This is a genomic window from Photobacterium nomapromontoriensis (assembly GCF_050336815.1).
In the GTDB taxonomy this organism is placed as follows: domain Bacteria; phylum Pseudomonadota; class Gammaproteobacteria; order Enterobacterales; family Vibrionaceae; genus Photobacterium; species Photobacterium nomapromontoriensis.
Map to the genome: position 1 here is coordinate 67562 of NZ_JAKJSL010000045.1, position 6996 is coordinate 74557.

The window sequence follows — 6996 nt, forward strand, 5'->3', positions numbered from 1 at the left end:
TTATCTAATGGTTATTACGCAGCCCAGGCCTTTAGCTTGGACCGCAAACGTTGCATCGCCTGACTATGTATCTGGCAAATTCGGGATTCACTGACCCCAATAACTGCCCCTATCTCCTTGAGGTTGAGCTCCTCATCATAATATAGAGATAAGACCAGAGCCTCTCTTTCAGGTAGGGTTTTGATGGCTTCCGCCAGCGATTGCCGAAAATTATCATCTACAACCCCCTGAAATGGAAGATTTTCTTCAACCGATTCTTCATTAGTCACAGCATCCTCGGCAATACCAAGGTCATCCATACCTACTAAACGACCACAATTTACATCATTTAAGGCCTGGTGGTACTGATCTAACGTCATTTCGAGATATGTGGCTATTTCCTGGTCATTCGGGTCACGACCTAGCGAACCTTCTAAGACAGAAATGGCCTCCGAAATACGGCGATTGTTTTTATATACGGAACGAGGCACCCAGTCACCACGACGAATGTCATCTAACATCGCGCCACGGATCCGGATACCAGCAAAGGTTTCGAAGCTCGCGCCTTTGTTCGGATCATAATTTTGCTGAGCCTCTAACAATCCAATCATACCCGCCTGAATCAGGTCTTCAAGCAGGACATTCGGCGGCAGTCGAGCCATCAGGTGGTGTGCAATACGCTTTACCAGTGAGGAATATCGCGCGATAAATGCGTGCGGCGTTTCCTGATAGCGACCGTATGTCAGCGGTTTATTCACCGATCGACACCTCTTGCGGTGTGCGTTTGATCAATAACTTTTCAACGAAGAATTCTAAATGTCCGCCCGGACTGGTCGGTATTGGCCAAGTCATGGCTTTATTAGCCAACGATGTCATTGCCAATGCCGCCGGACTGCGGGGATACGCTTCAACAACCAGTTTTTGACGCTTGACCGACTGACGAAGATTATCATCAAGCGGAATACAGGCTGCCAGCTCAAGGTTGGCATCTAAAAACCGCTCAGTCACTCGGGTTAACTTAGCAAATAAATCGCGACCTTCACGGTAACTACGTACCATATTCGCCACTATTTTAAACCGTTGAACATCATACTCACGACTTAAAATTTTGATCAATGCATAGGCATCGGTGATCGATGTCGGCTCATCACAGACAACCACCAGTACATCCTGCGCAGCACGGGAAAAACTCAGCACCATATCAGAGATACCGGCTGCGGTATCAACCAATAAGATATCAATATCATCTTCCAACGAGCTAAAAGCGCGAATAAGCCCCACATGCTGGGCCGCAGAGAGCTCAGCCATATTTTGCGTGCCGGATGATGCCGGAACAATTTTTACCCCGTAAGGGCCTTCGATAATGATATCTTTGAGATCACACACCCCAGCCAGCACATGAGAGAGATTACGCCCCGCTCGAAGACCGAGCATGACATCCACATTGGCCAAACCCAAATCGGCATCAAGCACCATTACGCGCTTGCCTTGTCGAGCCATTGTTATCGCCATGTTCAGGGTGACGTTTGTTTTCCCTACGCCGCCCTTTCCACCTGTAACCGTAATTACTTTGGTCGAGGTTAGCTGTGTCATACGGCGTAAACCGCTCGCTTGATCGTACATGATGTTCTCAATCATAAAAATCTGCCGCCTGATTCTCAGAGCTATCGCTAGTCCAGAAATGGGATTGCTGGCTTAATTCTTGTTCTAATAATTCATTTGCCCGTGCAACCAGATAGCTACCCGTGGCGACCTTAATATCTTCAGGAACTCGCTGCCCATCCGCCAAATAGGCGATGGGTAAGGCGTGCTGAATAGACACGCATACCACTTCGCCCAGGCTCAGCGATTCATCCAGTTTGGTCAGCACACACCCTGACAATGGGATGCGGCGAAAATGTTCAATCGTTTCATGCAATACCCGACGCTGGGCTGTCGCTGGCAGCACCAAGAAACTGCGGATCTGAGATCCACTGTGTTGCATCAATGTATCCAGTTGCTCAGACAGTCGGATATCTCGCTGACCCATCCCGGCCGTATCGAGCAAAACCAACCGCCGATGACGCAACTGATGAAGTATATCGGCCAGTTCCTCTGCATCTTTAGCGACTCTTACCGGGCAACCAATGATCCGCCCATAAGTCGCCAGTTGTTCATGCGCCCCGATACGGAATGTATCGGTGGTAACCAGTGCAATTTGGTCTGGACCAAAATCCATCGCAGCACGTGCAGCCAGCTTGGCTATCGTGGTGGTTTTACCTACGCCTGTTGGCCCCAGCAGTGCCACCACCCCACCAACATCTAAAATACTGTCTTCGGTGGTAATAATTTGATCGGACAATAAATCCAATAATGCGGGCCACGCTTCGTTAGCGGGCACATCCTCGGGAATGTAACACGCAAGCTGATCAGATAACTCCGGCGATAGGCCCATTTTTTCCAGCCGCTTGATCATCATCGCGCGCATCGGCTCGCGACGTTCGACTTCTTGCCACATCAAGCCGGATACCTGATGTTCAAGCAGGCGTCGAATCGAGGCAAGTTCACTGCGCATAGACTCCATTTCGCCGAGGCTCTGACTGCTCGCTTTCGGGTCATATCGGCTCGGGTCGAGACGGTTACCGCCACGCGAATGGCCATTCTGGCGCTGATGACTGCTGGCAGAGTGATCCAAACGCCGCTTACCCCCTAAGGGTTCAGGGGTACGCGCTTCAGGTCGGCGATAATCGCCAATATCCAACGCATGCTGCGGTGGACGATTCATCCCTTGTTGAGAGGGTTGACCATATTGCCCACGGGACAGATTCGCCTGTGGACTTTGTTGATTGTTGCGAGAGGGGACGCCTGAATCATAACCGTTGCGTCTGGATGGCATCTGGCTGTCGCGATCATCAAAACGATGATCATGACGCTGATCATGACGCTGATCATGACGCTGATCATGATGTTTCGACTGCCGCTTGAGCAAGGCCGATAATGAATCCACTTCTGTCTCTGGCTCATCACGTGAAGATTCTCCCCCCGTGTAACCCTGTAAGACGTTCGCAAAGCGGTTGCTACCGCTCTGCTGCAACTGCACCTTGTCATCCACTAACTTACGTTTTGCCTGCCCTAGACGCTCTGCTAATGCATTTCGGGTCGGCGATGGTTTGGGCGGTTCACTGGAAGCATCGGAATCCACAGCTGCAACGATCTCGACCCCTCCGGTAACTTTCTTGTTCGACATAATCACCGCATCTGCACCCAGTTCTTCCTTAACCTGGCTCAGGGCTGTTCGCATGTCCTTGGCAAAAAAACGTTTAATTTTCAATATTCTATTCCCGATTCATCATGCTCTTGCTACGGTTTCAGCCTTACAAAACTAACTCCCGGAAACGACGGTCAGTAACAATATCCCCGCCGCTCTATCTCCGGGTTCTCCCATATCGATTAATTGCCGACCGCATTGACGATACGAATTTGTTTCTCGTCAGGTACTTCCTGATAGGACAGTACCCGTAGGGAAGGGATTGTATTTTTGACGAACTTGGCCAGTGTTGAACGCAACACACCAGAGGTCAGCAGTACTGCAGGCTCACCTTTTAGCTCCTGCTGCTGTGTTGCTTCAGAAAGCGAACGCTGTAAACGCTCAGCGAGTCCTGGTTCGATACCAGTCGATTCACCACCAGCAGACTGCATAGTTTTATGCAATATTTGTTCCAATTCAGGCACCAAGGTAATGACGGGCAACTCAGGCTCCATCCCATTGATTTCCTGACAAATTAAGCGTTTCAAGCTGATTCTTACCGCCGCGGTAAGAATGTCAGAATCTTGACTTTTTGATGAGTATTCAGACAGCGTCTGCACAATTGTCCGGATATCCCGAATCGGGATCCCTTCATTGAGTAAATTCTGTAGCACTTTCACGACCACACCCAATGGCAGTTGGTCCGGCACGAACCCTTCCACTAATTTCGGTGTACTATGGCCCAGCATTTCCAGTAAGTTCTGTACTTCTTCATGGCCCAGTAGCTGGGCGGCACAATTGGTCAGGATCTGGCTAAGATGCGTTGCCAACACAGTGGCCGAATCAACGACGGTATACCCTAGCGCCTGCGCATGCTCACGCTGTGATTCCATGATCCAAACGGCATCCAGACCAAATGCCGGATCCTGGGTTGATTCGCCGTCGATAGAACCAAAGACCTGTCCAGGGTTGATCGCCAGTTCCATATTCGGATGGATATTGGCTTCACCGCTTGCGACACCCATTAAGCTGATCCGATAGGTGTTGGGTGGTAATTCTAAATTATCGCGGATATGAACCGGTGGGATAAGAAAACCAAAGTCTTGCGATAACTTCTTACGTACCCCTTTAACACGCTCAAGTAGCTCACCACCTTGCTCTTTATCCACCATGGGGATCAAACGGTATCCCACTTCCAAACCGATAATATCGACGGGCTGAACATCATCCCATGACAGCTCTTTATTCGGCTGCTGGGTCACTAATTCGGTTGATGGCGCCTCTGCGGCAGCCATAGCCTCTGCCTGCGTACGCTTAATCCGCCAATAAGCGATCCCGCCAATCATGGCGGACAGCAGCAGAAATGGCACATGAGGCATTCCCGGCACGATCCCCATCACAAATAAAATCACGCCACTCAGGATCAAGGCTTGCGGGTTATTGAACATCTGGAAGACCACCTGTTCACCCATGTCTTCGTCAGTATTTTGACGCGTCACCAGCATCGCTGCCGCAATAGACAGCAGCAGTGACGGGATTTGAGCAACCAGGCCATCACCGATGGTCAGCAAGCTGTAGATTTGGGTGGCTTCACCAAACCCTAGGCCATGCTGAGCCATCCCAATCACAACACCACCGATAATGTTCATGAACAAGATCAAAATACCGGCAATGGCATCCCCTTTTACAAACTTAGAGGCACCGTCCATCGAGCCGTAAAAATCCGCTTCTTTAGTCACTTCCGAGCGGCGAAGTCGCGCTTGGTCTTGATCGATTAACCCTGCATTCAGGTCGGCATCGATCGCCATCTGTTTACCAGGCAGCGCGTCAAGCGTAAAGCGGGCGCTGACCTCTGAAATACGCCCGGCACCTTTGGTAACCACCATGAAGTTAATGATCATCAAGATCATGAATACGACCAGACCCACGGCATAGTTACCGCCGATCACCACCGAGCCAAAGGCATGAATAACGTTACCTGCGGCCTCCGGCCCCTCATGACCATACAGTAAAACCACACGGGTTGAGGCGACATTAAGCGCCAAACGCAACAGTGTCGCTATCAGCAAAATGGTGGGGAAAGCAGCAAAATCAAGCGGACGCCGAGAGTAAATAGTCACCAGCAATATCACCAAGGCTAAGGCGATATTAAACGTAAAGGCCATATCCAGCAATAACGGCGGCATGGGAAGTACCACCATCCCAAGGGTGGCCAATACCATGACGGGGGCGCCAATTGCAGGCATTGACTGAAGCCGAGATAACGGCAATTTATCGGCAAACGGTAGTGGTAATTTCATGTATTCAAATTAATGCGGCTAAGGCTCTATAGGGTGACTATTCTAGCGTGTTCGTGCTAATAACTACACCATAAAGCAAAAATCATTCCAAAGATAAGTCAAAATATTGACACCGCAATGCAAGGCAAGCATTCGCCGTACTAATATCGGTACTCATTAGGGATATTGGACGCTTCTTTAGAGAGCGATGGTTTCTTACCACGTCCTTTACGGTACTGCTTCAACTGGAAAACATAAGCCAGCACCTGCGCGACAGCACTGAACAGGCCATCAGGGATCTGCTGCTCAAGCTCTGTGGTATGGTACAAGGCACGCGCCAGTGGCGGAGCGGGCACAATGTCTATCTGGTGTTCATTGGCAATCTCTCGAATTTTCAATGCGATAAAATCGGTTCCTTTGGCAAGCACCACCGGAGCTGAATCAAGATCAGGATCATACCGTAGCGCAACCGAAAAGTGCTCCGGGTTAGTGATGATTACATCTGCCTGTGGCACATCGGCCATCATCCGTCGCTGTGCCATTTCACGCTGCAACATCCGGATCCGGCCTTTGACTTCTGGTTTACCCTCGGTATCTTTGTATTCGTCTTTAATTTCCTGTTTGGTCATTTTAAGTTGCTGATTATGCTGCCAGATCTGATAAGGTACATCAATCGCTACGACGATCAGCAGTGAGCAACAAATCAACAACACAAAGCCCAGTAATATATCCAGAGCATGATACAAGTTCTGTGGATAGACCTCGACGGTCAACTGGAACAAATCTTTCAAGTTAGCCCGCATTAACACGAAGGCCATACCGGCTACTAGCGAGACCTTGAGTATCGACTTGATCAATTCGATAAGGCTCTGCTTACCAAACATGCGGGAAATGCCACTAATCGGGTTGATTTTCGACAGTTTCGGCATCGCCGCTTCCATCGAGAAATTCATCCCCCCAAGGCCAACCGCCCCAAGAATCGCGGCGACAAATAAGAATGCCAGTACCAGAAACAACGGCATGGCGACATACCAGGCAGCCCCCCAGATCACCGCCAACAAGCTATTGAGATCGAAGATCTCATCGCGGGTAAGGGAGAACATTTTACTCATCATATTGGCGAGACTGCGGCCCAGTGTTTCACCAAACCACATCAAACCAACGGCACCTGCCACTAGCACAGCAACGGAAGCTAATTCTCTTGAGCGCGGTATTTGCCCCTTTTCCCGCGCCTGCTGAAGCCTTCGGGGCGTGGCGTCTTCGGTACGTTCTGCACCGTCAGAATCTGCCATGAATGATTCTCACTAAAAAATAAATGTAATAAAAGGGGCGAGGAAGAGCCAAAAACAGGAACGAGTATTAAGGGATGAGTGGCGAGTATCGCTTCGCTCCGAGAAAGAGCGGAGAGCAAGGAACGAGGGACTAGGAAAAGCAAAGGGGTCCTGTGGTCCTGTGGTCCTGTGGTCCTGTGGTCCTGTGGTCCTGTGGTCCTGTGGTCCTGTGGTCCTGTGG

The 6996-nt window shown here is 50.1% G+C and carries 5 protein-coding genes; all 5 read right to left on the bottom strand.

Annotated elements, in window-relative coordinates; genetic code table 11:
- Positions 1 to 14: 14 nt before the first annotated feature.
- Positions 15 to 737 (bottom strand): RNA polymerase sigma factor FliA, encoded by a 723-nt coding sequence (locus L4D12_RS19220; protein WP_428449448.1) that lies wholly within the window; start codon positions 735 to 737, stop codon positions 15 to 17.
- Positions 730 to 1617, bottom strand: a complete 888-nt coding sequence (locus L4D12_RS19225; protein ID WP_428449449.1) for a MinD/ParA family protein — start codon at positions 1615 to 1617, stop codon at positions 730 to 732. Before L4D12_RS19225 ends, L4D12_RS19220 begins: the two co-directional genes overlap by 8 nt.
- Positions 1610 to 3289 carry a flagellar biosynthesis GTPase FlhF gene (gene flhF / locus L4D12_RS19230; RefSeq protein ID WP_428449450.1) on the bottom strand — a complete coding sequence of 560 codons (1680 nt, stop codon included), beginning with the start codon at positions 3287 to 3289 and terminating at the stop codon, positions 1610 to 1612. The genes L4D12_RS19225 and flhF overlap by 8 nt, the downstream gene beginning before the upstream one ends.
- A 119-nt stretch (positions 3290 to 3408) precedes the next feature.
- Complete coding sequence (gene flhA / locus L4D12_RS19235; protein WP_428449451.1) at positions 3409 to 5505, bottom strand: flagellar biosynthesis protein FlhA; 2097 nt, start codon at positions 5503 to 5505, stop codon at positions 3409 to 3411.
- Positions 5506 to 5645: 140 nt separating this feature from the next.
- The gene (gene flhB, locus L4D12_RS19240) at positions 5646 to 6776 is read right to left on the bottom strand and encodes a flagellar biosynthesis protein FlhB (RefSeq protein ID WP_428449452.1); all 1131 of its coding nucleotides are present in this window, start codon (positions 6774 to 6776) and stop codon (positions 5646 to 5648) included.
- Between the last annotated feature and the right edge of the window lie 220 nt (positions 6777 to 6996).

What these genes read in the sequence shown, in the direction of transcription:
- L4D12_RS19225 (WP_428449449.1), bottom strand. Translation starts at nt 1,617, where the DNA reads ATGATTGAGAACATCATGTACGATCAAGCGAGCGGTTTACGCCGTATG.
- flhA (WP_428449451.1), bottom strand. Translation starts at nt 5,505, where the DNA reads ATGAAATTACCACTACCGTTTGCCGATAAATTGCCGTTATCTCGGCTT.
- flhB (WP_428449452.1), bottom strand. Translation starts at nt 6,776, where the DNA reads ATGGCAGATTCTGACGGTGCAGAACGTACCGAAGACGCCACGCCCCGA.